The organism is Sphingomonas sp. SRI_018 (genome assembly GCF_057586275.1).
In genome coordinates this window covers 1-23,022 of record NZ_JBYCZO010000003.1, presented here as the reverse complement: position 1 = coordinate 23,022, position 23,022 = coordinate 1, and the positions used below count along the sequence as shown (strand labels likewise).

Here is a 23,022-nt window from a genome sequence, read left to right as displayed (position 1 = left end):
ATGACCAAGGCAACCGATCTTCGGGCGAAGACCGACGATCAGCTCACCGAGGAGCTGGGCAACCTCAAGCGCGAGGCGTTCAACCTCCGCTTCCAGGCGGCGACCAGCCAGCTCGAGAAGCCGAGCCGCGTGCGCGAGGTCCGTCGCGACATCGCCCGTATCAAGACGCTGCAGTCCGAGCGCTCGCGCTCGGCTGCCAAGTAAGGAGTCCCGAGACATGCCGAAGCGCGTGCTGACCGGGGTGATCGTGTCGGACAAGGCCGACAAGACGGTGGTGGTGAACGTCGAGCGCAAGGTGAAGCACCCGCTCTACGGCAAGATCATCCGCCGCTCGAAGAAGTATCACGCCCATGACGAGGCGAACGAGTTCAAGGCCGGCGAGACGGTGCGGATCGAAGAGACCGCCCCGATCTCCAAGCAGAAGACCTGGAAGGTGATCGAGCGGGTCAACACCCACACGACGCCCGAGATGATCGCGGCGGACGCTTAAGTCCGCATTGGAACGAAGGCGCGTCCCGGTCGGAATCGGGCGCAGTTGAGAAGGAACCGGATCGATGATCCAGATGCAGTCCAATCTCGACGTCGCTGACAACAGCGGCGCGAAGCGGGTGCAGTGCATCAAGGTGCTGGGCGGCTCGAAGCGCCGCACCGCCGGCGTGGGCGACGTCATCGTCGTCAGCGTCAAGGAGGCGGTGCCGAGGGGTCGCGTCAAGAAGGGCGACGTCCACCGCGCGGTGATCGTTCGCACGTCGAAGGACATCCGCCGCGCCGACGGCTCGGTGATCCGCTTCGACGGCAACGCCGCCGTCCTGGTGAACAAGAACGAGGAGCCGATCGGCACCCGTATCTTCGGCCCGGTGGTCCGCGAGCTGCGCTCGAAGGGCTATATGAAGATCATTTCGCTCGCGCCCGAGGTGCTGTGATGGCTGCTGCCAAGATCAAGAAGGGCGACCAGGTCATCGTCCTGTCCGGCAAGGACAAGGGCAAGACCGGCGAGGTCGTCAAGTCGCTGCCGAAGGACGGCAAGGTCGTCGTGTCGGGCGTCAACGTCGCCGTGCGTCACCGCAAGCCCTCGCAGGCCAACCCGCAGGGCGGCCTCGAGCGTTCGGAAGCGCCGCTCCACGTCTCCAAGGTCGCGCATGTGACCAAGGACGGCAAGCCGACGCGCGTCCGCTTCGAGGTGAAGGACGGCAAGAAGGTCCGCGTGGCCGTCAAGACCGGGGAGGTCATCAATGGCTGACAACTACACCCCGCGCATGCGTAAGCTGTACGACGACCGCATCGCCAAGGCGATGACGGAGAAGTTCGGCTACAAGAATGTGATGGAAGTGCCCAGGATCGAGAAGATCGTGCTCAACATGGGCGTGGGCGAGGCGACGCAGGACAAGAAGAAGGTCGAGCAGGCAGCGTCCGAGATGGAGCTGATCGCCGGTCAGAAGCCCGTCGTGACGCGCGCGAAGAAGTCGATCGCGCAGTTCAAGCTGCGCGAGGGCATGCCGATCGGCGCGAAGGTCACCCTCCGCCGCGAGCGCATGTACGAGTTCCTCGACCGCCTCGTCACGATCGCGCTTCCCCGCGTCCGCGACTTCCGCGGCCTCAATCCCAAGTCGTTCGACGGCCGGGGCAATTATGCGATGGGTCTCAAGGAGCAGCTGGTGTTCCCGGAGATCAACTATGACCGGATCGACAAGGTCCGCGGCATGGACATCATCGTCACCACCACCGCGAAGACCGACGAAGAGGCTCGCGAGCTGCTGCGCCTGTTCGGCTTCCCGTTCATCGGCATGACCGGTGAGCAGGCCCAGGCTGCGTAAGAGAAAGAGAGCTTAAGTCCATGGCGAAACTGAGTTCGATCAACAAGAACGAGCGTCGCAAGAAGCTGGTGAAGAAGTACGCCGGCCGTTATGCGAAGCTGAAGGCGCAGGCGAACGACGAGAGCCTCGGCGAGACCGAGCGCCTCATCGCGCGGCTCAAGATGGCGGAGATCCCGAGGAACGGGAACCCGACGCGCATCCGCAACCGCTGCGAACTCACCGGCCGTCCGCGCGGCTATTACCGCAAGTTCCGTCTCGCCCGCGTCATGCTGCGCGATCTGGCCAACAAGGGCCTGATCCCCGGCATCACCAAGTCGAGCTGGTAAGGGTAAAAAGATGGCAGTGACCGATCCCCTGGGTGACATGCTCACCCGCATCCGCAACGGCCAGCGCGCGCGCAAGGACTCCGTCCTGACGCCGGCGTCGAAGCTGCGCGCCCGCGTGCTCGACGTGCTCCAGCGCGAGGGCTATATCCGCGGCTACAGCGACGAGCAGATGGGCCCCGCCGCGGGCATCCGCATCGAGCTCAAGTATTTCGAGGGCCAGCCGGCGATCAAGCACGTCGCGCGTGTCTCGAAGCCGGGCCGCCGCGTCTATTCGGGCTCGCAGGAGCTTCCGCGCGTGCGCAACGGCCTGGGCATCACCATCGTCTCGACGCCGAAGGGCGTGCTCTCCGACGCGGAAGCGCGCGAGCAGAACGTCGGCGGCGAAGTGCTGGCGGAGGTGTTCTGATGAGCCGCATCGGCAAGAGGCCGGTTTCGGTCCCGGCGGGCGTCACCGCCACGATCGAGGGTGGCCAGCTCAACGTGAAGGGGCCGAAGGGTACGCTTTCGCTCCAGCTGCGTGACGAGATCAGCTACACGGTCGAAAGCGACGGGATCGTCGTCAAGCCGGCGAACGACACCAAGCAGGCGCGCGCCTTCTGGGGCATGCAGCGCACGCTGGTGCAGAACCTGGTGACCGGCGTGACCGAGGGCTTCTCGAAGCGCCTCGAGATCACCGGCGTCGGCTATCGCGCCAACGCGCAGGGCAAGAAGCTCAAGCTTCAGCTCGGCTACAGCCACGACGTCGATCTCGACGTGCCGGAAGGGCTCGAGGTCAAGACCCCGGATCAGACCACGGTCGAGATCTCGGGCAGCGACAAGCAGAAGGTCGGCCAGTTCGCCGCCGAAGTGCGTCGCTGGCGCAAGCCGGAGCCGTACAAGGGCAAGGGCATCAAGTACGCGGGCGAGTATATCTTCCGCAAGGAAGGGAAGAAGAAGTAATGACCAAGGGTCTCTCTCTCTTCGAGAAGCGGCGTCGCCGCAACCGCACCGCGCTCCGCGCGCGTGGCGGCGGCCGTCCGCGGCTGTCGGTGCATCGCTCGGGCAAGCACATCTACGCCCAGGTCATCGACGATGCCGAGGGCAAGACGATCGCGGCGGCGTCGACGCTCGGCGCCGACAAGACCGGCGCGACCATCGAGGCGGCCAAGGCCGTCGGCGCGAAGGTCGCCGAGGCGGCCAAGAAGGCAGGCGTCACCCAGGTCGTGTTCGACCGTGGCGGCTTCCTGTTCCACGGTCGCGTCAAGGCGCTGGCGGAAGCCGCGCGCGAGAATGGATTGGAGTTCTAAGGCATGGCTGACGAGAACACCCAGGTCGAGGGCGCGCCCGTCGAGGCCGGTGCCCCCGCTCCCGAGGGCGGTCGCGGTCCCCGTGGCGGCCGTGGCCGTGGCGGCGGTGACCGTGGCGGCGGTGACCGTGGCGGCCGTGGCGGCCGCGACGGCGGCCGTGGCCGGCGCGACGATCGTCGCGGCAGCGGCGAGGACGGTGGCGAGGAGCTGATCGAGAAGCTCGTCCACATCAACCGCGTCTCCAAGACGGTGAAGGGCGGCAAGCGCTTCGGCTTCGCGGCACTGGTCGTCGTCGGCGACGGCAAGGGCCGCGTGGGCTTCGGCCACGGCAAGGCGCGCGAGGTGCCCGAGGCGATCTCGAAGGCGACCGCTTCGGCCAAGAAGAAGATGGTTCGTGTGCCGCTCAAGGAAGGTCGCACGCTGCACCATGACGGCCGCGGCCACTTCGGCGCGGGTCGCGTCTACGTCCGTTCGGCTCCGGCCGGTACCGGCATCATCGCGGGCGGCCCGATGCGCGCCGTCTTCGAGAGCCTGGGCGTGGCGGACGTGGTGACCAAGTCGATCGGCACGTCGAACCCGTACAACATGATCCGCGCGACCTTCGAGGCGCTCGGCGAGCAGACCTCGCCCAAGAGCGTCGCGCAGCGCCGCGGCAAGAAGATCGCCGACCTGCTCGGCCGCGGTGGTTCGCAGACCGCCGAGGCGGATGCGGCCGCGATCGCGGAGTAATCTGAGATGGCAGCGAAGAAGGAAGCCGCGGCCGGCACGGTGAAGATCACCCAGACCGGCTCGCCGATCCGCCGGACCAAGGATCAGCGCGCGACGCTGATCGGTCTGGGCCTCAACAAGATGCACAAGACGGTCGAGCTCAAGGACACTCCCGAGGTCCGCGGCATGATCCGCAAGGTGCAGCATATGGTGAGCGTGGAGGGTTAACCTCCTAAACCCCTCCCCTTCAGGGGAGGGGCTTTAGTTTTTTCAGCGCGACAAAAGCGAAAGCGAGTGCACAGACATGAAACTCAACGATCTCCGTGACAACAAGGGCGCCCGTCAGGGCCGCGTGCGCGTCGGCCGCGGCATCGGCTCGGGCCTGGGCAAGACCGCCGGCCGCGGCCAGAAGGGCCAGAAGAGCCGCGAGGGCGTCTCGATCAAGGGCTTCGAGGGCGGCCAGATGCCGCTCCACATGCGCCTGCCGAAGCGCGGCTTCAACAACATCTTTGCCAAGGACTATGCCGAGGTGAACCTGGGCGCGATCCAGAAGGCGGTCGATAACGGCAAGCTGACCGGCACCGACATCGACCAGGCCGCGCTCAATGCGGCGGGCCTGACCCGCGGCGGCAAGGACGGCGTCCGTCTGCTCGGCAAGGGCGAGCTCAAGGCCAAGCTGAACTTCACCGTCGCCGGCGCGTCCAAGTCGGCGCGCGAGGCGGTCGAGAAGGCCGGCGGCACGGTGACGATCCCCGAGATCGTCCCCGCCGCCGAGAAGGCCGCCGCCAAGAAGAACACCGGCCGCGCCGGCAAGAAGCGGGCGGCGAAGTAAGCGTTATATCGCTTCCCCGGCGAAGGCCGGGGCCCAGCTTCGGGCCGCTCGCAACTGGGCCCCGGCCTTCGCCGGGGAAGCAATGGAGCTTGAGAGGTTAGACAACCTTCCAAGCGTGACTATATGAGCGGCGGCGGGCGGGTTTCGCGCTCGTCGCCGTTTCAGTTTCCAGGACCGCAGACACGATGGCATCCGCAGCCGACAGCCTCGCCAGCAGCATCAACCTGGCCAAGTTCAGCCAGGCGACCGATCTCAAGAAGCGCCTGTGGTTCACGCTCGGCGCGCTGATCGTGTTCCGCATGCTGAGCTACGTCCCGCTGCCGGGCATCGACCCGACCGCGCTCGGCCTGCTCAGCCAGCAGACCCAGGGCGGCGTGCTCGACTTCTTCAACACCTTCTCGGGCGGCGCTCTCACCCGCATGAGCCTGGTCGCGCTCGGCGTGATGCCCTACATCACCGCCTCGATCGTCGTGCAGCTCGCGACCTCGCTGTCGCCGACGCTCGCCGCGATCAAGAAGGAAGGCGAGAGCGGCCGCAAGAAGCTCAACCAGTACACCCGCTATGGCACCGTCGCGCTGACGGCGGTGCAGGGCTATTTCATCGCGGTGGGCCTGGAGGCGTTCGGCGCCAGCCAGGGCGTGCAGGCGGTGATCGCGCCGGGCATGCTGTTCCGCATCGCCGCGGTGATCTCGCTGATCGGCGGCACCATGTTCCTGATGTGGCTGGGCGAGCAGATCACCAGTCGCGGCATCGGCAACGGCATCAGCCTCATCATCATGGCCGGCATCGTCGCGCACCTCCCGACCACCCTCGTCCAGCTGTTCGAGGGCGGCCGCACCGGCACGATCGATACCTTCAAGCTGGTCGGCATCATCGTCGCGGTGGTCGGCCTGGTGCTGTTCATCTGCTTCATGGAGCGCGCCCAGCGCCGCATTCTGATCCAGTATCCCAAGCGCCAGACGCAGCGCGGCGTCCAGGCCGAGCGCAGCCACCTGCCGCTCAAGCTCAACACCGCCGGCGTGATCCCGCCGATCTTCGCCTCGTCGCTGCTGCTGCTGCCGCTGACGATCACCCAGTTCGCCGGCCAGCACGCTGCGGGCGAGAGCCGCCTCGGCGACTTCGTGATCACGCTGAACCAGTATCTCCAGCACGGCAGCCCGATCTACATGGTGCTGTACGGGCTCGGCATCGTCTTCTTCTCGTTCTTCTACACCGCGGTTGTCTTCAATCCCGAAGAGACGGCCGACAATCTCAAGCGCTACGGCGGCTTCATCCCCGGCATCCGCCCGGGCAAGAACACCGAAGCCTATTTCGATTACGTGTTGACCCGCATCACCGTGATCGGCGCGGCCTATCTCGCGGTGATCTGCCTGCTGCCCGAGTATCTGGTGTCGGCGCTGTCGATTCCCTTCTATCTCGGCGGCACCAGCCTGCTGATCGTCGTCAACGTGACGATGGACACGGTGACGCAGATCCAGTCGCACCTGCTGGCGCACCAATATGGCGACCTCATCAAGAAGGCGAAGCTGAAGGGCGGCCGACTGCGCTAAACGCAGCGCCTATCCAGGGAGACAGCGTTGAACATCATCCTGCTGGGACCGCCGGGGGCGGGCAAGGGGACCCAGGCGAGCCGCCTCGAGGCCGATCGCGGCATGGTCCAGCTCTCGACCGGCGACATGCTGCGCGCCGCGGTCAAGGCCGGCACGCCGACAGGCGTCAAGGCCAAGGCGGTGATGGAGGCCGGCGAGCTCGTCTCCGACGAGATCGTCTCGGGCATCATCGGCGAGCGGCTCGACATGCCGGATACGGCGAAGGGCGCGATCTTCGACGGCTATCCCCGCACCGCCGCCCAGGCCGAGTCGCTGGACGAACTGCTCGCCGAGCGCGGCCGTAAGCTCGACCATGTCATCGAGCTGACCGTCGACGAGGACGCGCTGGTCGAGCGCATCACCGGCCGCTTCACCTGCGCCAATTGCGGCGAGGGCTACCACGACAAGTTCAAGCAGCCGAAGGTCCCCGGCACCTGCGACGTCTGCGGCCACCACGAGTTCAAGCGCCGCCCCGACGACAATGCCGAAACGGTCCGCACCCGCATGGCCGAGTACCGCGCCAAGACCGCGCCGATCCTGCCGATCTACGAGGCACGCGGGATCGTCAGCCGCGTCGACGGCATGGCCGACATCGCCCATGTGACCGAGGCGATCGAGGCGATCCTGGACGGGAAAGCCTGAACAACTAGCCGTCATGCCGGACTTGTTCCGGCATCCACGCGTCAACAGGCCATGAAGCCGGTGGTACAGTGGACCCCGGACCAAGTCCGGGGTGACGTTGTATGTAGGGCGGGCTACTCTGTTCCTCTCAAATGGGAGGGGATCGATGAAGCACCTGTTCGCACTGGCGGCCCTGCTCGCCGCCACGCCCGCCGCGGCGGAGGTCACCGCCTCCGCCCCCGCCAGCTTCGTCGTCGAGCACACGCTCACCATCGATGCCCCGATCGCCACCGCCTGGGAGACCCTGCGCGCGCCGCAGAAATGGTGGGATCCGGAGCACACCTATTCCGGCGACAGCGCCAATCTCTACATGGACGCACAGGCGACCGGCTGCTTCTGCGAGCGATTGCCCGACAAGGGCAGCATCGAGCACGCCCATATCGTCTACGTCGCCCCCGGCCGCATGATCCGTATGGTTGGCGCGCTCGGCCCGCTCCAGGCGGAGGCGGTGGCGGCGACGCTCAGCTTCAAGCTCGACGGCGAGGGCGCCAACGCGACCAAGGTTACGCTCACCTATGTCGTCGGCGGCTACATGCGCCAGGGCGGCGAGACGCTGGCGCCGCTGGTCGACAAGGTGCTCGGCACTCAGCTCGCCCGCCTCAAGGCCGCCGCCGAGACGCCGCCTGCGCCCGAGCCGACCAAAACCAAGAAATAGCCGCGCCGCTGTCGAACATGACGCGATTTTCATCTCCCCGTCACCTCGCCGTGAGGTGAGGGGGGCTAGTCCTTCCCTCGACCCGGCGGCCCCTGCCGGGCCGGAGAGTTGAAGGAGAAATCGCCATGACCCGCCTGCTGCTGTCGACTGCCGTCCTTGCGCTGATCGCCGCCCCCTCGCTCGCCGAGGCGAAGAAGGCCGCGCCGGCCCCGGCCAAGCACCACCATGTCGTGAAGAAGGCCAAGACCAAGACCACGACGACCACGACCGCTCCGGCTCAGACCAAGGCGCAGTAATCATGGGTTCCCTCGGGGAGGCCCCTGCTCCCCGAGGGGGCGCGGCCGGCGGAGAGACTCCCCTCTCGCCGGCCGCTTCCGCTGCGGTGGACAGCGGTGCTATCCAGCGTCGGATGACGCGCAAGATCCTGGTCGTCGAGGACGACGCCTCCACCGCCGCCTATCTCGCCAAGGGACTTGGCGAGGCCGGCTATGCGGTCGAGGTCGCGAACGACGCGCGCGACGGCTTGTTCCTCGCCAGCGAAGGCACGTTCGACGTGCTGGTGGTCGACCGGATGCTCCCGGGCTTCGACGGTCTCGCGATGATCGGCGCCGCCCGCGCCGCCGGCATCACCGCGCCCGCGCTGGTGCTGTCCGCGCTGGGATCGGTCGACGACCGCGTCGGCGGTCTCAAGGCCGGCGCCGACGACTATCTCACCAAGCCCTTTTCCTTCGCCGAGCTGCTTGCCCGCGTCGAGGCGCTGCTGCGCCGCGCCGATGCCCGCAGCGCCGGCGCCCAGACGGCACGGCTCAGCGTCGGCGACCTTGAGATCGACCTGCTCGCCCGCACCGTCACCCGCGCCGGCCGCGCGATCCCGCTCGGCGCGCGCGAGTTCAGCCTGCTCGAGTACCTCGCCCGCAACGCCGGCCAGGTGGTGACGCGCACGATGATGCTCGAGAAGATCTGGAACTATCACTTCGATCCCGGATCGAACGTCGTCGACGTCCACATCGCGCGCCTCCGCCGCAAGATCGACGAGGGCTTCCCGACGCCGCTCCTCCACACGGTACGGGGCGCTGGGTACAAGCTCGCTGCCGCCTGATCGTCCACACTCGTCATGCCGGACTTGTTCCGGCATCCACGGTGCAGCAAGCTGACAGGCCATAGGATAAGCGGCACGGTGGACCCCGGCCCAAGGCCGGGGTGACGGAGTAGGGATGACACTGTCACAGCAAAGCCGCGCAGGAAGCTGGAGATGAGACTCTCCACCACCGCCCGCATGGCGCTCGCGGCGATCCTGCTGGCGCTGGTGTCGGGGCTCGTCCCGGTCGCCTTCCTCTGGCACGCCACCCACGACGACGCGATCGAGGAGCTGCGCCGCGACACCGTCGAGCAGTCGGAATCGCTTGCCGCCGTTGAGCGCCGCGCCGGCGAGGCCGCGCTTCGCGTCGCGATCGAGCAGGCCCGCGCCGCCGACGACGGCTCGCTCGTCGCCGCGATCGTCGACCGCAGGGGCACCCGGCTCGCCGGCGCCGGCCCCGACCGCTTCGACATCACGCTGACCGACCCCGCCTTCCGCATCGAGCGCCTCGCCGCCGACGGCCCCTGGTCGCAGCGGGAGGCCGGCTTCATCGCCCGCCGCATCGGCGCCGGCTGGCTGGTGAGCGGCCGCCAGCTCGACGATTGGGAGACCGCCCAACGCACCATCGAGCGCGCGCTGTTCCTGTCGATGCTGTTCTCCTTCCTGCTCGGCATCGCCGGCGGCCTGGTGCTGACCCGTTACGTCACGCGGCGCATCGACGCCGTCGCGACTACCGCCGATGCCGTCGCGGCCGGCGACCTTGCCCGGCGGGTCGTGGTGGCGGAGGGGCGGGGCGACGCCTTCGATCGCCTCGGCGGGCGGGTCAACGCGATGCTCGACAAGATCGAGCGGCTGATGGGCGAGCTGCGCATCGTCACCGACAGCGTCGCCCACGACCTGCGCTCCCCGATCGCGCGCCTGCGCGCCCGCGCCGAGGCTGCCCTCGCCGCGGAGGACCCGGCCCAGCGCGACGCCGCACTCGCCGGCCTCGTCACCGAGACCGAGATCGTGACGCGGATGCTCGCCGTGCTGCTGGAGATCAGCCGCTCCGAAGCCGCCACCCGCACCAGCTTCGCCGAGGCCGCTCCCGCCGAGCTGCTCACTGCGCTCGCCGAGCTCTACGAGCCGTTGGCGGAGGAGGATGGCGTGACGCTTCACCTCGCGCTCGACGCCGATCCGTCGCCGATGCCGCTCCATCGCGAGCTGCTGTCGCAGGCACTGGCGAATCTCGTCGACAACGCGCTGCGCCATGCCGGCGATAGCGGCGAGATCGTGCTGAGGCTGACGGCGGGGGAGGGGGAGATCCGTTTCCAGGTCGAGGATCGCGGCCCCGGCATCCCCGCCGAACAGCAGGCCGAGGCCCGCCGCCGCTTCGGCCGTCTCGACCCCGCCCGCAGCAAGCCCGGCGCCGGCCTCGGCCTCGCGCTGGTCGAGGCGGTGGCGAGGCTTCACGGCGGCCGACTCGACCTCGGCGACAACGGACCCGGCCTGATCGCCGCGATCGTGCTGCCGAGGGGCTAGAGTCTGTCCGTCACAGATTGAATCGTCATTCCCGCGAAGGCGGAAACCCATGTCGCTGAAGCTGAAGAGTCTCATCTCGGCCAGCCGGAATGGATTCCCGCCTACGCGGGAATGACGTCGGTTCAAAGCGATGGCGCGTTGACCGCCAGCTGCGCGTCGAAAGCGCGCTGATAGGCCGGGCGTGCTTCGCCGCGGGCGACATAGGCAGCCAGATTGGCATATTCGTCCAGGATTCCCGACATTCTCAGCCGGAGCAGGACCGACACCATCAGGAGGTCGCCCGCGCTGAACGTGCCGTCGAGCCAATCGGCGGAACCCAGGCGAGCCGAAAGCTTGTCCAGCCGGGCGCGGACTCGATCCATCACCAACGGCAGGCGCTCCCCCGCCCACGGCTTGTCGCCCTCGAATACTCGGGCGGTCACGAGTTCCAGGATCGGTGGCTCCACGGTGTTGAGCGCCGCGAACATCCAGGTGATCGCGCGCGCCCGGGCATCCGGTTCTTCCGGCAGGAGGCCGCCATGCCGCTCCGCGATATGGAAGACGATCGCCCCCGTCTCGAAGATCGAGAGATCGCCTTCCTCATAGGTCGGGATCTGGCCAAAAGGATGGAGGGCCAGGTGCGCCGGTTCCTTCATCCCCGCGAAGGACACGAGACGAACCTCGTAAGGCTGCCCCGCTTCCTCGAGCGCCCAGCGAACGCGCGTATCGCGCGCCAGGCCCTTCCCACCGTCGGGCGATCGTTCAAAGGCTGTGATGGTGATCGTCATCGTGTCCGTCTCCCTGCTTGAGCCGCTCCCTTTTGGCGTCTCACCTTGGCGACGAACGAGCTTTCCGGAAATCGACACGCTCGGCGACATTTTTATCGCTGTCCAGATCGCCGGTTCAGATCATCTTGCGCCTGAGCGGCTTGGCATCGGACCGCCCGCTGGCGCATCACCCCGGTCATGGACCTGCTCACCCTGTTCGGCCTCGCCGCCGTCACCGCCATGCTCGTCTGCTATGCGCTGGAGACGCGGTCTCCCTGGTGGACGCTCGCCTTCGCCGGCGCCTGCCTCATGGGATCGGCCTATGGTTTCCTCCAAGGCGCCTGGCCGTTCGGGCTGGTCGAGCTGGTGTGGTCCGGCGTCGCCTTGCGCAAATGGCTGGGCCTGCACGCCGCTCCGGCACCGCCCGCTTGACTCGCCCCGCCCGCGCGCCTATCTGCGCCTCATTCCGAAACACCGGTTGACCCGGCGGCGCGTTCGTGCGCTCGCCGGAATTTCGCGTTTCGGATGGCAACGCGATGAGATGGGGCCAGCCAGCCATGCCGGCCCCGTGGAGCTGGGAGAACATCTTTCATGGCACGTATTGCGGGCGTCAACATCCCGACCAACAAGCGCGTGGTGATCGCGCTTCAGTATATCCACGGCATTGGTCCGGCCAAGGCCAAGGAAATCACCGAGAAGCTGAACATCGCGCCCGAGCGCCGCGTCCAGGACCTGACCGACCAGGAGGTCCTTCAGATCCGCGAGACGATCGACGCCGGCTACACCGTGGAGGGTGACCTCCGCCGTGAGACCGCGATGAACATCAAGCGGCTGATGGACCTCGCCTGCTACCGCGGCCTGCGTCACCGCAAGGGCCTGCCGGTCCGCGGCCAGCGCACGCACACCAATGCGCGCACCCGCAAGGGCAAGGCCAAGCCGATCGCCGGTAAAAAGAAGTGAGGTTGAGCCGCTGAACGCGGCTCCCTTTCCGCTACTCGAGGTCAGGATTTTCCAATGGCACAAGCACCGCAGCGTCTTCGCCGTCGCGAACGCAAGAACATCACCGCCGGCGTCGCCCATGTGAACGCCAGCTTCAACAACACCATGATCACCATCACCGACGCGCAGGGCAATGCGATCTCCTGGTCGTCGGCCGGTATGATGGGCTTCAAGGGCTCGCGCAAGTCGACCCCTTACGCCGCCCAGGTCGCCGCCGAGGACGCGGGCCGCAAGGCCGCCGAGCACGGCGTCCGCACGCTGGAGGTCGAGGTCAAGGGTCCGGGTTCGGGCCGCGAGTCGGCGCTGCGCGCGCTGCAGGCGGTGGGCTTCCAGATCACCTCGATCCGCGACGTGACCTCGATCCCGCACAACGGCGTCCGCCCGTCCAAGCGTCGTCGCGTCTAAGTCATCCGTCGCCGGCGCGCGGTTGATCGCGCTGCGCCGGCATCCTCACCGGCCGGAGCTTATGGCCAGAAGCTCCCGCCCAAAACCATAGGGGAAGCCCGTGTCCGTCAACGCAAAGAATTGGCAGGAACTCAAGAAGCCGACCGGTCTCGAGAAGAAGCCGGGCGGCGACGGCAAGCGCAAGGCGACCTTCGTCGCCGAGCCGCTCGAGCGTGGCTTCGGCCTGACGCTCGGCAATGCGCTGCGCCGCGTCCTGCTCTCGTCGCTCCAGGGTGCCGCCGTCACCTCGATCAAGATCGAGAACGTGCTGCACGAATTCTCGTCGCTCGCCGGCGTGCGCGAGGACGTGACCGACATCGTCCTGAACGTCAAGCAGCTCGCGATCCGGATGCAGGGTGAGGGGCCGAAGCGCCTCCAGCTCGCCGCGACCGGCCCGGGCGAGGTCAAGGCCGGCGACATCGCCGTGTCGGGCGACATCGAGGTGATGAACCCCGATCTCGTCATCTGCCACCTCGACGACGGCGCGACGCTCAACATGGAGCTGACCGCCGATACCGGTAAGGGCTATGTCCCCGCGGCGTCGAACCGTCCGGCGGACGCGCCGATCGGCCTGATCCCGGTCGACGCGCTCTACTCGCCGGTGCGCCAGGTCTCGTACAAGGTCGAGAACACCCGCGTCGGCCAGGAGCTCGACTACGACAAGCTCACGCTGACCGTCGAGACCGACGGCACGGTGACTCCGGAGGACGCGATCGCCTATGCCGGCCGCATCCTGCAGGACCAGCTGGCGCTGTTCGTCCACTTCGACGATTCGGCGGTCACCCGTGCCGCCCCGGTCGGCGTCGCCGCTCCGGCGGCGGGCGCGGAGCCGGCCGGCGACACCGCGACGATCAACCGTTTCCTCCTGAAGAAGGTCGACGAGCTCGAGCTGTCGGTGCGTTCGGCCAACTGCCTCAAGAACGACAACATCATCTACATCGGCGATCTGGTCCAGAAGACCGAGGCCGAGATGCTGCGCACGCCGAACTTCGGCCGCAAGTCCTTGAACGAGATCAAGGAAGTGCTCTCGAGCATGGGCCTGCGCCTCGGCATGGAAATCCCCGGCTGGCCGCCTGAGAACATCGAAGAGATGGCCAAGAAGCTGGAGCAGGAGATCCTGGGCTAAGTCATTCCTCCCCGAGCTCGCTCGGGGAGGATTTGAAGACGGCGATGGTGACGGCCTTATGGTCACCTGGTCTCGGGTTCCGTAAGACGGCCCGTTAACGAACTGAAGGAAAAGAAAAATGCGTCATCGTGTCGGCGGCCGTAAGCTGCAGCGCACCTCGGCCCACCGCGCCGCCCTGTTCCGCAACATGGCGGCCGCGCTCATCAAGCATGAGCAGATCACCACCACGCTCGCCAAGGCGAAGGAGCTTCGCCCCTATGTCGAGAAGCTGGTGACGCTCGCCAAGAAGGGCGGCCTCTCCAACCGCCGCCTCGCGCACGCACGCCTGCTCGACGACGCGCAGCTCACCAAGCTGTTCGACGTCCTCGCGGCGCGCTACGCCGACCGCAACGGCGGCTACACCCGCATCATCAAGGCCGGCATCCGCGCCTCGGACGCCTCGCCGATGGCGATCATCGAGTTCGTCGACCGCGACGTCTCCGCCAAGGGCCAGGATTCGGGTCCGGTGCTGGGCGACGAGGACTTCGACGAGGCGGCGTAAGCCCTTCGGCAATTTCGGACTTGTGAAGAAGGTCGCGGCCGATAGGCTGCGGCCTTCTTTTCTTGTCTGGGGACCTTGATGCGCCGCGCCCTGCTCCTAGCTCTGCCGCTCCTTTGCCTTTCCGTTCCATCGCCAGCCCAGGACGCCATGCCCGCCATCCACTATCCCGAGACGCGCCGCGTCGATCAGGTCGACGAGCAGTTCGGCGTCAAGGTCGCCGATCCCTATCGCTGGCTCGAGAACGACGTCCGCACCGATCCCGCGGTACGCCAGTGGGTGACGGAGGAGAACAAGGTCACCGACGCCTATCTCGCCACGCTCCCGGGCCGTGACGTCTTCCGCCGGCGGCTGAAGGCGCTCTACGATTACGAGCGCTTCGGCCTGCCGGTGAAGAAGGGCGGCCGCTATTTCTACAGCCACAATTCCGGGCTGCAGAACCAGGCGGTGCTCTACGTCCGCGATCGGCTAGACGGCGAAGGCAGGGTGCTGATCGACCCCAACACATGGTCGAAGGACGGCGCCACCGCGCTCGGCGAATGGGTGCCGAGCGAGGACGGCCGCTATGTCCTCTATTCGATCCAGGACGGCGGCACCGACTGGCGCACCGTCAAGGTGCTCGACGTCGCCACCGGCCAGCCCGCCGCCGACACGGTCGAGTGGGTCAAATTCTCCAACCTCTCCTGGGCGAAGGACGGCTCCGGCTTCTATTACTCCCGCTTCGCCGCGCCGGCGGAGGGTGCCAAGTTCCAGGCGCTGAACGAGAACCAGCAGGTCTATTTCCACAAGATCGGCACGCTCCAGTCGGCCGACAGGCTGGTCTACGCGACGCCAGACCATCCCAAGTACGGCCACAGCGCGCAGGTGACCGACGACGGCAAATGGCTGGTCATCACCACTGCCGAGGGCACCGACAACCGCTACGAGATCACGGTCGTCGATCTGACCGCGCCCAATCCCACGCCGCGCACCATCTTCGAGGGGCTGGAGAACGAGTGGAGCTACATCGGCAACCAGGGTGGCAACTTCTTCTGGGCAACCAACAAGGACGCGCCGCGCCTGCGCGTCGTCTCGACCAATCTCTACGCCCGCTCGGCGGTCCCGCCGCTCCATGAGGTGGTACCGGAGGACAAGGCGGTGCTCGACGGCGCCTCGCTGGTCGGCGGCAAGCTGATGCTGAGCTACCTCGCCGACGTGAAGACCGAGGTCCGCCGCTACACGCTCGACGGCAAGCCCGACGGCACGGTCGCGCTGCCCGGCATCGGCTCGGCGGGCGGCTTCGGCGGCGATCCCGACGATCCCGAGACCTTCTTCGCCTTCACCAGCTTCACCACGCCCTCGACCATCTACCGCTACGACGTCGCCAGCGGGAAGGCGGATGTGTGGGCGGCGCCGAAGGTCGCGTTCAACCCCGTCGACTATGAGGTCGCCCAGCATTTCTACACGTCGAAGGACGGCACCCGCGTGCCGATCTTCGTGTTCCACAAGAAGGGTCTCGACCTGAAGGGCGGCGCGCCGACCATCCTCTACGGCTATGGCGGCTTCAACATCTCGCTGACCCCGGCCTTCTCGCCCAAACAGATGGCGTGGGTCGAGCAGGGCGGCGTGTTCGCGGTCGCCAACCTGCGCGGCGGCGGCGAGTACGGCAAGGCGTGGCACGACGCCGGTCGCCTCGCCAACAAGCAGAACGTGTTCGACGACATGATCGCCGCCGGCGAGTTCCTGATCGCCCAGGGCATCACCACCAAGGACAAGCTCGCGATCCAGGGCGGCTCCAACGGCGGCCTGCTGGTCGGCGCCGTGGTCAACCAGCGCCCGGACCTGTTCGCGGCGGCGCTGCCCGCTGTCGGCGTGATGGACATGCTGCGCTTCGATCGCTGGACGGCCGGCCGCTACTGGGTCGACGACTACGGCTATCCGTCGAAGGAGGCCGACTTCCGCACGCTCTACAAATACTCGCCCTATCACAACATCCGCGCTGGCGTGACCTATCCGGCGATCCTGGCGACCACTGCCGACACCGACGACCGCGTCGTGCCGGGGCACACCTTCAAATATGTTGCCGCGCTCCAGGCCGCCGACATCGGCCCCAAGCCGCACCTTGCCCGCATCGAGACCCGCGCCGGCCACGGTTCCGGCAAGCCGACCGACAAGATCATCGAGGAGACCGCCGACCTCTGGGCCTTCGCGGCGAAGTGGACGGGGCTGGAGGTGAAGTAATCGACAGTCCCTCTCCCATTGGGAGAGGGAAGGAGCAGCGAAGCTGCGGGAGGGTGAGGGTGACTGCGGCCAGCGATGGTCACCCTCACCCTCCCACCGGCTTCGCCGGCGGGCCCCTCCCTCTCCCGACGGGTGAGGGGATTTTTGCCCGCTTTACAGCCGCGCCGCGCATCCTTAACCGCCGCACATGGACGCCCGCTCTGATTCCATCCTGATCGTCGACTTCGGCAGCCAAGTCACCCAGCTCATCGCGCGCCGCGTACGCGAGGCCGGGGTCTACAGCGAGATCGCCCCCTTCACCGCCGCCGAGGCCGCGTTCGAGCGGATGGCGCCCAAGGGTGTCATCCTCTCCGGCAGCCCCGCCTCGGTGCTCGACGAAGGGAGCCCGCGCATCCCGCAGCCGATCCTCGACGCAGGCCTGCCGATCCTCGGCATCTGCTACGGCCAGCAGGCGCTGACGCACCAGCTCGGCGGCGAGGTGGTGCTCGGCGACAGCGGCGAGTTCGGCCGCGCCTTCATCGAGATCGTCGACGGCTGCGCGCTGTTCGATGGCCTCTGGGCCGAGGGCGAGACCCACCAGGTATGGATGAGCCACGGCGACAAGGTGACCAGCCTCGCCCCCGGCTTCCGTCCGGTGGCGCAGAGCCCCGGCGCCCCCTTCGCGGTGATCGCCGACGACGCGCGCCGCATCTACGCGATGCAGTTCCACCCGGAGGTGGTCCATACCCCCGACGGCGGCAAGCTGCTCGCCAACTTCGTCCGCCACGTCTGCGGCCTCGCCGGCGACTGGACGATGGCCGAGTTCCGCCAGACCAAGATCGCCGAGATCCGCGAGCAGGTGGGCAAGGGCCGCGTGATCTGCGGCCTTTCCGGCGGCGTCGATTCCGCGGTGGCGGCGGTGCTGATCCACGAGGCGATCGGCGACCAGCTCACCTGCGTGTTCGTCGACCACGGCCTGATGCGCGCCGGCGAGGCCGAGCAGGTGGTGAGCCTGTTCCGCAACAGCTACAACATCCCGCTGGTGCACGTGGACGCGGAGACGCTGTTCCTGTCGGGCCTCGCGGGCGTCACCGATCCCGAAGCCAAGCGCAAGTTCATCGGCAAGACCTTCATCGACGTGTTCGAGGGCGAAGCGAAGAAGATCGGCGGCGCCGATTTCCTCGCGCAAGGCACGCTCTACCCGGACGTGATCGAAAGCGTCAGCTTCACCGGCGGCCCCTCGGTGACGATCAAGAGCCACCACAATGTCGGCGGCCTGCCCGAGCGCATGAACATGAAGCTGGTCGAGCCCTTGCGCGAGTTGTTCAAGGACGAGGTCCGCGAGCTCGGCCGCGAGCTCGGCCTGCCCGAGGCGTTCGTCGGCCGCCATCCGTTCCCCGGCCCCGGCCTCGCGATCCGCATCCCCGGCGAGGTGACCAAGGAGCGTTGCGACATCCTGCGCAAGGCCGATGCGATCTACCTCGAGGAGATCCGCAACGCCGGCCTCTACGACGCGATCTGGCAGGCCTTCGCGGTGCTGCTGCCGGTGCGCAGCGTCGGCGTGATGGGCGACGGGCGAACCTACGACAGCGTGCTGGCCCTGCGCGCGGTGACCTCCACTGACGGCATGACCGCCGACGCCTACCAGTTCCCGGGCGACTTCCTGTCGCGGGTGGCGACCCGGATCGTCAACGAGGTGAAGGGCATCAACCGGGTGACCTACGACTATACGTCGAAGCCGCCCGGGACGATCGAGTGGGAATAGGGGACGGCATGCTCTGGAGGGCTATCGTCAACCCTTTCATTCCATCTCGCGATCGAGGTCGGCGAAGACGCCGGCCGTCCGCCAGAGCTCGCGATTGCCGACGACGTAGAGAGCCTCCTTCGCGCGTGTGACCGCCACGTTGAGGAGGTTTGGTTCGCGTCCCGCCCAGGTTCGAGCGCCTTGCTGGTCCGGATTGGGGGCGCCGAGGACGAAGATCACCGCTTCGGCCTCGCGGCCCTGGACAGTGTGGATCGTACCGACGCGCTCGAATACCCAGCGATCGATGTCTGGAACCGCGGCGGCCAGTGCCTGGCTGTCGCGGAGAACGCGGCGAAGTCCGTCGGCCACCTGGACGAAGGGCGTCACGATATAGAGATCAGGGGCAACACCGGCTGCGAGGATTTGCTCGAACAGCTGGAGGACGACATCGCCCTCGGCCGGGGACCATTTGTCCGCCCCGGAGCCGGCGACATGCAGCCAGCGCGAGGGGCCGAGCAGATCGCGGATGGCCGAAGGCTTGGACTGCTTGGCTTGCACCATCAGATTTTCGTACGCCACGCGGTTGGCGATCTCGAACATCGGCGCCGAGCATCGGCGATGGACGAGCAGCGGCACGCCAACCGTGCGGCTGCCGATCCGCGTGCCGAACTCGGCGAACCACGAGCTCGCATCGTCTGCCAGTGTCTGGACCGAAGCCGAGGGCGCCGCGAACCGCAGCGGGTCGACCCCAAAGGCCTCGCAGATGGCGGCGGTCAGCCTTTCGGGGAGCAATACCACCGGCGGCACCTGGATCGTGTCGCCGACGACAATCGCCCGGTTGGCCCTCAGAATCGCGCCGACAGCCTGCTGCGGCGCTGCCTGTCCGGCCTCATCGATCAGAAGCCATCCAAGTGACGCGGGCGGCAGGCGGCCGAGCATCGCGTGCACCGAGGCAAATGTCGTCGACACCGCGGGAACGACGAGGAACAGGCTTGACCAGAGATCGGGGATCAGCGCGTCCTTGTCGGGGCTGCCGAGACCCTTGCCGTCAAGAACCTGCAGTGCGGCGCTGAGATTGTGCCGCAGGGGCTTGGCCGCGGCGTCGATGAAAGCGCGATGCAGATCGATTGCCGCGATGAACAGCGCATCGCGCTGCCGATGTTCCACTTCGGTGAACCAGGGAGCTGTTTGCTGCACTTCGTCCGCTTCGCGCGCGAACAGGCCGTCGTCGACCGGCATTGCGTCACGCGTTTGGAGCTCTGTCCTGAGGGCGTGCAGCAGGGGTTGAAGGGCGGCCTGGAAGTCGGCCGCCTTTGCATCCGCCCCGAACTGGAGCCAAGGGGACCGAGCCAACCGCAGGCGCCTGTCGCCCGGGTCCAGCACCCTGGCGCGGTCCGCCGCGCGCACCGCTTCGCTGAAGGCGTCGGCGAGGGGGCGATGCGCGGCGCGCCAGTCGCGATAGGATCGGAACCGAAGCAGCCGGGCGATCCACCCTGGCCGCTGTTCGCCATGTGCCTTGATCGCGGCAAATCTGCGCTCGACCATGGGTAGCAGGCGATTGCGCTGCCAGAGCAGATCAACCGCGGCGCGGAGGGCCTCGACGTCCTTGGACAATTCGAGGAATCGCCGGCGCGCGCTTTGCCAGCGGTGGAGCGCCGACCGGCGCTCCACCGGCGGACGGAGCTCCGAGACGATGCGTGGCGGCCGCTTCTTGCCATCTGGGCCGTCGATCTCGGGCCGGCGGCCGTCAAGCGCCTTGAAATAGCCGAACAGTCCGGTGTCCTCGGTCCACCAGAACTTGTCCTTGAACTGATAGCGGTTGTTCGCGTTGCCAAGCACCGCCGCGATGGCGCCCCAGCTCTCGGCATCGAGCAGTCCGTCGGACATCGGCTTAAAGTAGCGAAGCTCCGGCGCGTCTTCGGCGATCGCGGAGAGTGCCGGAAGCTCGCGGCTGACATTCTCGACCGCCTTGTTGTTCGACGACGCGATCAGCATCTCGAAGCCCTTCAGCCGGTCATCGAGCTTGTAGAGATGGATCCAGGCGCCACCCATGTTGAGCCGCTCGCCCGAATTGCCGAACGCCTTCTCGGGATCGTCGTACAGCGCCATCACGGCGGCGCGCTGGGTGATCAGACCCGCCACCACGTCGCGCAGCAGGGTTGTCTTGCCGGTGCCGGGCGGGCCGTTGACTGCCAGGATCTCGCCGTGGCCTTGCCCGACCGCCAGATTGACCGCGGCCTGTTGCATCAGGACCAGCGGATGTCGGCCCGGCCCGGGCCAGCGGCCGAGCGGGAAGCGCGCCGGAGCGACTGAGTCCTCGATCGCTTTCTCATCCGTAAGCAGGTCGCGACGTTCTCCCGGAGGCAGAAGGCCGAGGAAGCGCTTCAGCGCATCCGGGGCGGTGCCCCGGCGCAGCAACTCGCCCGCCTCGGCGAGGTCTTCCAGATAGAAGCTGTTGAGGAGCAGGGGCTCGGGCGGCTCGTTCTGCCGCATCGGTACCGGGGTGCGGACGACAAACGAAGGCGGCTGCGTGGTGCTTAAGTCCAGTCCGAAGTCATCGACCAGCCATTGATAGGCCCCGCGGATCGCGGCGAGATCGAGCGGCTTCACCTTGCCGTCCGCGCCTTCGCGGCAAAGGCGGCCGCGCAGCTTCTGCTCGATGGCCGGACCGACCTCGGCCCAATCGCCCAGCCTTGCGGGATCGCCGGACAGCGCCTGCGGCAAGCCCCATGCGAAGCTGGAAATCACAGCGCATTTGTCTTCGACCGGACGGCCTTCGCGATCGACGGTCACAATGGCCAACGGCGTCTCACCCCCGGCGTTCGGGCGTTCGGGCCGGACGTCGGAAAAGCGTTCGAGCAGCTGGGCATAGGCCGGCTGCATCGGCAGGGTGCCCAGCACGATCTGGAAGTAGAGTCGCTTGCCGGGCGGACCCTTGGCGGGGCCATGATCCCAGGGCAGGCCGCGCTCGAATCGGGCGATACGCCGCATGTCGCCGCCGGCGAGATCGGCCGGTTTGCGGAAGGCGGCGGGAGACAGGACTTCGAGTACCGTCCAGGCACGCACGATGTTGACGGGATCGTTCGGCGCGCCGAGCAGGCGCTCGACGGGCCTGACAATCCTTGGCGCGGGCTCGGGCGCCGGTGCGGCAGGCTTCGTGGTCGGGCGTCTCGGCGTGGCTGGCTGCGGCCGGGAGGCAGCGAGTTGCTTGGCGAGCGCCTGGCGTAGGGTAGCCGCCCGCATCGTCCTGCGATGGTCGAGTTCGGCCAGGATCGCGCGCCTGACCGCGAGCGAGGTGTCCGGTGCGCCGGCCAGTTGCTCCAGATCCGCAATACCTCGCTGGGCATATGGGCGGCGCGTGGTCATGCGGACCCGGCCGGGCGGCCTCGTTCACACTCGGAATTCAACGAAATGGCCCCTTCGATTCATCTCCTTCATGCAACGTGGGATGGTGAGCGGGCAAGTTATCCGAGAAATAGCTGAAGCCTTTGAGCGGCGCTCTCTTACCTATGCCGCATATCGGCCATCACTTAAGCGCCGGGCCATGCCCAGACCGGCAAGTGCATCGAGAAGCGGGCGGATGGTCGCGGGGCGCTTGCCTTTGAAATTGCGGGCGATGTCCTGTGGTCCGAGCGGTCGAGCCGCCCCCGCCAGGACAGCCTGCACGATACCGATCTGCTCCGGCAGGCTGCTCGGCCAGGGGATGACGTTGCCGGCGGGTGCCGCCGGCACATCGCCCAGGTCGAGCGTTTCCGTCATTGGCGCGCGGTAGCCGGGATCCTGGAATTCAGGTCGGAGATAGCGGATCAGGCCGCGCGCTTCCTCGGCGGCGCGCTCCGCGTTGAGCGCTGCCAATCGGGAGAGGATCGTCTCGTCATCCAATGTGCCGGCACGATGTTCGTCGCCCCAGCCATACGCATCTGCCACGGCGGTATCGATCGTGTCGTGATGCTGGCGGATCAGGGTTACCAACCCCCGGTCATGAATGGCGCGTTCGGCGTCGGTGAGCGGTCGGCCTTCCCGCAGCGCCTCCAGCACGTTGTAGAGCTTGGTAAGGGTCAGATCGGGATATTCGGCAAGCACGCGCTTGCGCAGCGCATCGAGCGCCTCGGCTTCGATGCGGATACGCTCCTTGATGGTCTCGGGTATATCGGCGGGGAAGGGGAAGGGATCGAAGCAGCGCGATTTACTGTATCGGGGATCATCGCCCATCCCGAGCCGCCCACCGCTTCCAATCGCCCATGGGACGTGGAAGCGGCTCGAGAGAATACCCAGGGCATAGGCATCGGCCGATGCGATGCAAACGAGCATATTGTCGGGCAGGAGACTGATCGGAAGAAACTGGAAGACGCGATGTTTGGCGGTTTCGACGGTGACGATGTAGCGATCGAGACGCGCAAGCGCCCTGCGAAGTTCCGGACGGGTTTTCCCGAAGAGCCACCATTCTTCAGCGTATTTGCGGGCGTCCGCTGTCCTGCTGTGTGCAGCTTGGCCTTCCCGCTGCGGGCGCACTGCCGATAGTAAGTGCTGATAAATTGCCGGATAACGCTCGCGGACTTGATCTTCGGTCAGCCCGTAGAGATCGATCGCCCAGACGCCGCGCGGGCGCGCGGCGAGATCGCGGCCATTGCGATAGGGAAAGATGACGTTCGTCTCGGTCGAAAGGCCAAGCCGAATGGCTGCTGGCTGCTGGCTGCTGGCTGCTGGCTGCTGGCTGCTGGCTGCTGGCTGCTGGC

General features: G+C 67.1%; 28 protein-coding genes. 25 read left to right on the top strand and 3 right to left on the bottom strand.

Annotation, left to right across the window (positions count from 1 at the left end; all coding sequences use genetic code 11):
* The 18 genes from rpmC (at nucleotide 1) to AC2YHA_RS15475 (ending at nucleotide 10,490) form a co-directional block, all read left to right on the top strand.
* The gene (gene rpmC, locus AC2YHA_RS15560; protein WP_233783915.1) at nucleotides 1-204 is read left to right on the top strand and encodes a 50S ribosomal protein L29; all 204 of its coding nucleotides are present in this window, start codon (nucleotides 1-3) and stop codon (nucleotides 202-204) included.
* Nucleotides 205-217: 13 nt separating this feature from the next.
* Entirely contained in the window at nucleotides 218-490 is a 273-nt protein-coding gene (gene rpsQ, locus AC2YHA_RS15555; protein ID WP_233783914.1) for a 30S ribosomal protein S17, read from the top strand.
* Nucleotides 491-554: 64 nt separating this feature from the next.
* A complete protein-coding gene (rplN, locus tag AC2YHA_RS15550; protein WP_233783913.1) occupies nucleotides 555-923 on the top strand; it encodes a 50S ribosomal protein L14 in 369 nt (122 codons plus the stop codon).
* Nucleotides 923-1,240, top strand: coding sequence for a 50S ribosomal protein L24 (rplX, locus tag AC2YHA_RS15545; RefSeq protein ID WP_233783912.1), 318 nt, complete (start codon nucleotides 923-925; stop codon nucleotides 1,238-1,240). Before rplN ends, rplX begins: the two co-directional genes overlap by 1 nt.
* Nucleotides 1,233-1,814, top strand: coding sequence for a 50S ribosomal protein L5 (rplE, locus tag AC2YHA_RS15540; protein WP_233783911.1), 582 nt, complete (start codon nucleotides 1,233-1,235; stop codon nucleotides 1,812-1,814). Before rplX ends, rplE begins: the two co-directional genes overlap by 8 nt.
* Before the next feature lie 20 nt (nucleotides 1,815-1,834).
* Nucleotides 1,835-2,140 (top strand): 30S ribosomal protein S14, encoded by a 306-nt coding sequence (gene rpsN / locus AC2YHA_RS15535; protein WP_233783910.1) that lies wholly within the window; start codon nucleotides 1,835-1,837, stop codon nucleotides 2,138-2,140.
* A 10-nt stretch (nucleotides 2,141-2,150) separates the two neighbouring features.
* Nucleotides 2,151-2,546, top strand: a complete 396-nt coding sequence (gene rpsH, locus AC2YHA_RS15530; RefSeq protein WP_233783909.1) for a 30S ribosomal protein S8 — start codon at nucleotides 2,151-2,153, stop codon at nucleotides 2,544-2,546.
* Nucleotides 2,546-3,079: a 50S ribosomal protein L6 gene (gene rplF, locus AC2YHA_RS15525; RefSeq protein WP_233783908.1), complete on the top strand. Its 534-nt coding sequence runs from the start codon at nucleotides 2,546-2,548 to the stop codon at nucleotides 3,077-3,079. Before rpsH ends, rplF begins: the two co-directional genes overlap by 1 nt.
* Complete coding sequence (rplR, locus tag AC2YHA_RS15520; protein WP_233783907.1) at nucleotides 3,079-3,426, top strand: 50S ribosomal protein L18; 348 nt, start codon at nucleotides 3,079-3,081, stop codon at nucleotides 3,424-3,426. The genes rplF and rplR overlap by 1 nt, the downstream gene beginning before the upstream one ends.
* A 3-nt stretch (nucleotides 3,427-3,429) precedes the next feature.
* Nucleotides 3,430-4,155, top strand: a complete 726-nt coding sequence (gene rpsE / locus AC2YHA_RS15515) for a 30S ribosomal protein S5 (RefSeq protein ID WP_487402340.1) — start codon at nucleotides 3,430-3,432, stop codon at nucleotides 4,153-4,155.
* 6 nt (nucleotides 4,156-4,161) lie between these two features.
* The gene (gene rpmD, locus AC2YHA_RS15510; RefSeq protein WP_436813128.1) at nucleotides 4,162-4,362 is read left to right on the top strand and encodes a 50S ribosomal protein L30; all 201 of its coding nucleotides are present in this window, start codon (nucleotides 4,162-4,164) and stop codon (nucleotides 4,360-4,362) included.
* Between the two features lie 76 nt (nucleotides 4,363-4,438).
* Complete coding sequence (gene rplO / locus AC2YHA_RS15505; RefSeq protein WP_233783904.1) at nucleotides 4,439-4,966, top strand: 50S ribosomal protein L15; 528 nt, start codon at nucleotides 4,439-4,441, stop codon at nucleotides 4,964-4,966.
* Nucleotides 4,967-5,151: 185 nt separating this feature from the next.
* Complete coding sequence (gene secY, locus AC2YHA_RS15500; protein ID WP_487402339.1) at nucleotides 5,152-6,516, top strand: preprotein translocase subunit SecY; 1,365 nt, start codon at nucleotides 5,152-5,154, stop codon at nucleotides 6,514-6,516.
* 27 nt (nucleotides 6,517-6,543) lie between these two features.
* Nucleotides 6,544-7,197: an adenylate kinase gene (locus AC2YHA_RS15495; protein ID WP_487402338.1), complete on the top strand. Its 654-nt coding sequence runs from the start codon at nucleotides 6,544-6,546 to the stop codon at nucleotides 7,195-7,197.
* Nucleotides 7,198-7,342: 145 nt separating this feature from the next.
* On the top strand, nucleotides 7,343-7,891 hold the full coding sequence (locus AC2YHA_RS15490; protein ID WP_487402337.1) for an SRPBCC family protein: 549 nt from the start codon (nucleotides 7,343-7,345) through the stop codon (nucleotides 7,889-7,891).
* Between the two features lie 125 nt (nucleotides 7,892-8,016).
* Nucleotides 8,017-8,187, top strand: coding sequence for a hypothetical protein (locus AC2YHA_RS15485; RefSeq protein WP_487402336.1), 171 nt, complete (start codon nucleotides 8,017-8,019; stop codon nucleotides 8,185-8,187).
* A gap of 113 nt (nucleotides 8,188-8,300) precedes the next feature.
* Nucleotides 8,301-8,990: a winged helix-turn-helix domain-containing protein gene (locus AC2YHA_RS15480; protein ID WP_233783899.1), complete on the top strand. Its 690-nt coding sequence runs from the start codon at nucleotides 8,301-8,303 to the stop codon at nucleotides 8,988-8,990.
* Between the two features lie 153 nt (nucleotides 8,991-9,143).
* The gene (locus AC2YHA_RS15475) at nucleotides 9,144-10,490 is read left to right on the top strand and encodes a sensor histidine kinase (protein ID WP_233783898.1); all 1,347 of its coding nucleotides are present in this window, start codon (nucleotides 9,144-9,146) and stop codon (nucleotides 10,488-10,490) included.
* Nucleotides 10,491-10,612: 122 nt separating this feature from the next.
* Here AC2YHA_RS15475 and AC2YHA_RS15470 read toward each other — a convergent pair whose 3' ends face one another.
* Nucleotides 10,613-11,257 (bottom strand): glutathione S-transferase family protein, encoded by a 645-nt coding sequence (locus tag AC2YHA_RS15470; RefSeq protein ID WP_233783897.1) that lies wholly within the window; start codon nucleotides 11,255-11,257, stop codon nucleotides 10,613-10,615.
* A gap of 177 nt (nucleotides 11,258-11,434) precedes the next feature.
* Here AC2YHA_RS15470 and AC2YHA_RS15465 point away from each other — a divergent pair, with 177 nt between their 5' ends.
* The 7 genes from AC2YHA_RS15465 (at nucleotide 11,435) to guaA (ending at nucleotide 18,307) form a co-directional block, all read left to right on the top strand.
* Entirely contained in the window at nucleotides 11,435-11,668 is a 234-nt protein-coding gene (locus AC2YHA_RS15465) for a hypothetical protein (RefSeq protein WP_487402335.1), read from the top strand.
* A gap of 159 nt (nucleotides 11,669-11,827) precedes the next feature.
* A complete protein-coding gene (gene rpsM / locus AC2YHA_RS15460) occupies nucleotides 11,828-12,196 on the top strand; it encodes a 30S ribosomal protein S13 (protein ID WP_487402334.1) in 369 nt (122 codons plus the stop codon).
* A 54-nt stretch (nucleotides 12,197-12,250) separates the two neighbouring features.
* On the top strand, nucleotides 12,251-12,640 hold the full coding sequence (gene rpsK / locus AC2YHA_RS15455) for a 30S ribosomal protein S11 (RefSeq protein ID WP_066579261.1): 390 nt from the start codon (nucleotides 12,251-12,253) through the stop codon (nucleotides 12,638-12,640).
* Nucleotides 12,641-12,740: 100 nt separating this feature from the next.
* Nucleotides 12,741-13,805 carry a DNA-directed RNA polymerase subunit alpha gene (locus AC2YHA_RS15450; RefSeq protein ID WP_487402333.1) on the top strand — a complete coding sequence of 355 codons (1,065 nt, stop codon included), beginning with the start codon at nucleotides 12,741-12,743 and terminating at the stop codon, nucleotides 13,803-13,805.
* A 118-nt stretch (nucleotides 13,806-13,923) separates the two neighbouring features.
* Nucleotides 13,924-14,346 (top strand): 50S ribosomal protein L17, encoded by a 423-nt coding sequence (gene rplQ, locus AC2YHA_RS15445; protein ID WP_233783893.1) that lies wholly within the window; start codon nucleotides 13,924-13,926, stop codon nucleotides 14,344-14,346.
* A gap of 78 nt (nucleotides 14,347-14,424) precedes the next feature.
* Nucleotides 14,425-16,563 carry a prolyl oligopeptidase family serine peptidase gene (locus AC2YHA_RS15440; protein WP_487402332.1) on the top strand — a complete coding sequence of 713 codons (2,139 nt, stop codon included), beginning with the start codon at nucleotides 14,425-14,427 and terminating at the stop codon, nucleotides 16,561-16,563.
* Nucleotides 16,564-16,750: 187 nt separating this feature from the next.
* Complete coding sequence (gene guaA / locus AC2YHA_RS15435; RefSeq protein ID WP_487402331.1) at nucleotides 16,751-18,307, top strand: glutamine-hydrolyzing GMP synthase; 1,557 nt, start codon at nucleotides 16,751-16,753, stop codon at nucleotides 18,305-18,307.
* Between the two features lie 36 nt (nucleotides 18,308-18,343).
* Here the strand turns inward: guaA and AC2YHA_RS15430 are convergent, their stop codons facing one another.
* Entirely contained in the window at nucleotides 18,344-21,652 is a 3,309-nt protein-coding gene (locus AC2YHA_RS15430; protein ID WP_487402330.1) for a DEAD/DEAH box helicase, read from the bottom strand.
* A gap of 141 nt (nucleotides 21,653-21,793) precedes the next feature.
* Nucleotides 21,794-23,022: type IIL restriction-modification enzyme MmeI (locus tag AC2YHA_RS15425; protein ID WP_487402329.1), on the bottom strand; the 1,229-nt coding region annotated here is incomplete at its 5' end.

What these genes read in the sequence shown, in the direction of transcription:
- rpsN (WP_233783910.1), top strand. Translation starts at nt 1,835, where the DNA reads ATGGCGAAACTGAGTTCGATCAACAAGAACGAGCGTCGCAAGAAGCTG.
- rplQ (WP_233783893.1), top strand. Translation starts at nt 13,924, where the DNA reads ATGCGTCATCGTGTCGGCGGCCGTAAGCTGCAGCGCACCTCGGCCCAC.
- rplR (WP_233783907.1), top strand. Translation starts at nt 3,079, where the DNA reads ATGACCAAGGGTCTCTCTCTCTTCGAGAAGCGGCGTCGCCGCAACCGC.
- AC2YHA_RS15470 (WP_233783897.1), bottom strand. Translation starts at nt 11,257, where the DNA reads ATGACGATCACCATCACAGCCTTTGAACGATCGCCCGACGGTGGGAAG.
- rpsH (WP_233783909.1), top strand. Translation starts at nt 2,151, where the DNA reads ATGGCAGTGACCGATCCCCTGGGTGACATGCTCACCCGCATCCGCAAC.
- rpsK (WP_066579261.1), top strand. Translation starts at nt 12,251, where the DNA reads ATGGCACAAGCACCGCAGCGTCTTCGCCGTCGCGAACGCAAGAACATC.
- rplF (WP_233783908.1), top strand. Translation starts at nt 2,546, where the DNA reads ATGAGCCGCATCGGCAAGAGGCCGGTTTCGGTCCCGGCGGGCGTCACC.
- AC2YHA_RS15490 (WP_487402337.1), top strand. Translation starts at nt 7,343, where the DNA reads ATGAAGCACCTGTTCGCACTGGCGGCCCTGCTCGCCGCCACGCCCGCC.
- guaA (WP_487402331.1), top strand. Translation starts at nt 16,751, where the DNA reads ATGGACGCCCGCTCTGATTCCATCCTGATCGTCGACTTCGGCAGCCAA.
- AC2YHA_RS15440 (WP_487402332.1), top strand. Translation starts at nt 14,425, where the DNA reads ATGCGCCGCGCCCTGCTCCTAGCTCTGCCGCTCCTTTGCCTTTCCGTT.
- rplX (WP_233783912.1), top strand. Translation starts at nt 923, where the DNA reads ATGGCTGCTGCCAAGATCAAGAAGGGCGACCAGGTCATCGTCCTGTCC.
- AC2YHA_RS15465 (WP_487402335.1), top strand. Translation starts at nt 11,435, where the DNA reads ATGGACCTGCTCACCCTGTTCGGCCTCGCCGCCGTCACCGCCATGCTC.
- rpsE (WP_487402340.1), top strand. Translation starts at nt 3,430, where the DNA reads ATGGCTGACGAGAACACCCAGGTCGAGGGCGCGCCCGTCGAGGCCGGT.
- secY (WP_487402339.1), top strand. Translation starts at nt 5,152, where the DNA reads ATGGCATCCGCAGCCGACAGCCTCGCCAGCAGCATCAACCTGGCCAAG.
- rplE (WP_233783911.1), top strand. Translation starts at nt 1,233, where the DNA reads ATGGCTGACAACTACACCCCGCGCATGCGTAAGCTGTACGACGACCGC.
- AC2YHA_RS15485 (WP_487402336.1), top strand. Translation starts at nt 8,017, where the DNA reads ATGACCCGCCTGCTGCTGTCGACTGCCGTCCTTGCGCTGATCGCCGCC.
- rpsM (WP_487402334.1), top strand. Translation starts at nt 11,828, where the DNA reads ATGGCACGTATTGCGGGCGTCAACATCCCGACCAACAAGCGCGTGGTG.
- rpmC (WP_233783915.1), top strand. Translation starts at nt 1, where the DNA reads ATGACCAAGGCAACCGATCTTCGGGCGAAGACCGACGATCAGCTCACC.
- AC2YHA_RS15480 (WP_233783899.1), top strand. Translation starts at nt 8,301, where the DNA reads ATGACGCGCAAGATCCTGGTCGTCGAGGACGACGCCTCCACCGCCGCC.
- AC2YHA_RS15430 (WP_487402330.1), bottom strand. Translation starts at nt 21,652, where the DNA reads ATGACCACGCGCCGCCCATATGCCCAGCGAGGTATTGCGGATCTGGAG.
- rpsQ (WP_233783914.1), top strand. Translation starts at nt 218, where the DNA reads ATGCCGAAGCGCGTGCTGACCGGGGTGATCGTGTCGGACAAGGCCGAC.
- rpmD (WP_436813128.1), top strand. Translation starts at nt 4,162, where the DNA reads ATGGCAGCGAAGAAGGAAGCCGCGGCCGGCACGGTGAAGATCACCCAG.
- rplN (WP_233783913.1), top strand. Translation starts at nt 555, where the DNA reads ATGATCCAGATGCAGTCCAATCTCGACGTCGCTGACAACAGCGGCGCG.
- rplO (WP_233783904.1), top strand. Translation starts at nt 4,439, where the DNA reads ATGAAACTCAACGATCTCCGTGACAACAAGGGCGCCCGTCAGGGCCGC.
- AC2YHA_RS15475 (WP_233783898.1), top strand. Translation starts at nt 9,144, where the DNA reads ATGAGACTCTCCACCACCGCCCGCATGGCGCTCGCGGCGATCCTGCTG.